The sequence below is a fragment of the Actinopolymorpha sp. B9G3 genome, from assembly GCF_040120725.1.
Lineage (GTDB): Bacteria > Actinomycetota > Actinomycetes > Propionibacteriales > Actinopolymorphaceae > Thermasporomyces.
The window spans coordinates 1-1,537 of sequence record NZ_JBEEAB010000072.1 but is presented as its reverse complement, the minus strand read 5'-3'; the positions used below and the strand labels follow the sequence as shown (position 1 = coordinate 1,537).

Annotated in this window: 1 protein-coding gene; it reads left to right on the top strand. The window is 65.7% G+C overall.

Annotated elements, in window-relative coordinates; translation table 11 throughout:
- On the top strand, positions 1-1,537 hold a 1,537-nt coding region (gene pknB / locus ABNF93_RS34610; protein ID WP_349332493.1), incomplete at both ends, for a Stk1 family PASTA domain-containing Ser/Thr kinase.

The following is a 1,537-nucleotide window of genomic DNA, read 5'->3' as shown; positions in this document are numbered from 1 at the left end:
CTCGGCGGTCGGTATGACCTTGGCGAGGTGCTCGGTCACGGGGGTATGGCCGAGGTGCGTATCGGTATTGATCGGCGTCTTGGTCGGACGGTTGCGGTGAAGACGTTGCGGGCTGATCTGGCTTCTGATCCGACGTTTCAGGCGCGGTTTCGGCGGGAGGCGCAGTCGGCGGCGGCGTTGAACCATCCCTCGATCGTGGCGGTCTATGACACCGGTGAGGAGATCACCGATGGCATGAACGTGCCGTACATCGTGATGGAGTATGTCGAGGGCCGCACGCTGCGTGATGTGTTGCGGGAGAGTCGGCGGATCCTGCCCGAGCGGGCGTTGGAGATCACCGCCGATGTCTGCGACGCACTGGAGTACTCCCACCGGGCCGGGATCGTGCACCGTGACATCAAACCGGCGAACGTGATGCTCACCCCGAACGGCGATGTCAAGGTGATGGACTTCGGCATCGCCCGCGCCGTGGCCGATGCCTCAGCGACGATGACCCAGACCGCCGCGGTGATCGGCACCGCCCAGTACCTGTCCCCCGAACAGGCCCGCGGCGAATCGGTCGATGCCCGCAGCGACATCTACTCCACCGGCTGCCTGCTGTATGAACTGCTGACCAGCCGGCCACCGTTCGTCGGCGACTCCCCGGTCTCGGTCGCGTACCAACACGTCCGCGAAGAACCCCGCCCACCCTCGATGCTCGACCCCGAGGTGTCCCCGGTCGCCGACGCGATCACCCTCAAAGCACTCCAGAAGAAACCACTCGACCGCTACCAGTCCGCAGCCGAGATGCGCGAGGACATCGAACGCGGCCTGTCCGGCCAACGCGTCGCCGCCCCCATGATGGCCGACGACGCCACCGCCCGGTTCATGCCCGCCAACGACGAACAACCACCACCCCCCTACGACCCCCGCCCCACCCACCAATGGCACCCCGACGACGACGACCCACCCGACCGCGGCCGCAAAATCGCCTACGCCATGCTGATCGCCGCGATCCTGTTCGTCCTCGGCGTCGCCGCGTTCATCGGCCTCAACGCCCTCACCGGCGACGGCCAAGGCGAAACCCGACCCACCCCCACCCTGATCGGCAAAACCGAAGAACAAGCCCGCCGAGACCTCGCCAACGCCGGCCTCGAACTCGGCACCGTCCAGGACAAACCCAGCGACCGCAAAACCGGCCTGATCATCGCCCAAGACCCCGACCCCGGCGCCGAAGTCGAAGTCGGCGACACCGTCAACATCACCGTCTCCTCCGGCAAGAAAACCATCAACGTCCCCGACGTCACCGGCAAACAAGTCGACCAAGCCCAAACCCAACTCGAAGCAGCCAACTTCACAGTCGAAACCAAAGAAGACCCCCGCTCCAGCGAACCCAAAGGCACCGTCACCACCACCGACCCCGCCCCCGGCACCCCCGCCCCCGAAGGCTCCACCATCACCGTCTACTACTCCAGCGGCCTCATCGAAGTCCCCGAAGTCCTCGGCGAAAGCCAAGCAGTCGCCGAAGCACGACTAGAAGACGCAGGCTTCAAGGTCA